Here is a 660-nt window from a genome sequence, read left to right as displayed (position 1 = left end):
ACTCCGCTAATACACCAAACAAAATATGATAATCAACACTATACTGTCTACAGAGCGTTTCTATATGCTCTACATACCGTCCATTATGCCCGTATGCCCAATAGTCTTCACATAGTTGTATGTCGGACTGATCTGCATTGGCGCTAAAAATAAGTTTTAAGCTCATGGTTATCTCCAAACCAAATAGTTAACGTTGATCACAACGAATAAGGAATATCGTAGTGATTCATAATGTCCAAAAATTTGGTCTCAAGATTCGTTAATGCATAATGATTTAGCGCTAACCCCTCATTGAGCTCACGTTGAACCCATATCCTAACCGCTTCATCATTGTAGAAAAGGGGGTTAACGCCTAGCATTCTTGCTAACTGCGAGCCCTGTTGTATTTGCAGGTTTACCATAAGCTTGGTAGATAGCGATATCGCTTCGGCACTTAACCAGATTGAAGCATGCGGCGATTTAATAAATGTGTTCATGTATAACCTCCTGTAGATTAATATTTCTTTCTGTTAGTCGTAATGACTTCCTACAGATTGAATTATACATACATTTTTAGCTGATGCAACTCAAAATAACCTTCTATAGAGCTTTTTATTACTTAATAGAACATTTAACTCATTTGAGAAACTATATTGCTGCGTATTATTTGGTGTAATAACT

At 36.5% G+C, this 660-nt stretch carries 1 protein-coding gene; it reads right to left on the bottom strand.

The features are described from left to right. Positions 1-197 precede the first annotated feature (197 nt). Positions 198-476: a hypothetical protein gene (locus ACS8FC_RS18215; protein ID WP_057758591.1), complete on the bottom strand. Its 279-nt coding sequence runs from the start codon at positions 474-476 to the stop codon at positions 198-200. Positions 477-660 lie beyond the last annotated feature (184 nt).

It is taken from the genome of Psychrobacter sp. 1Y4, from assembly GCF_051847555.1.
The sequence above is the reverse complement of the archived record's forward strand: the minus strand, read 5'-3'. Positions and strand labels throughout refer to the sequence as shown.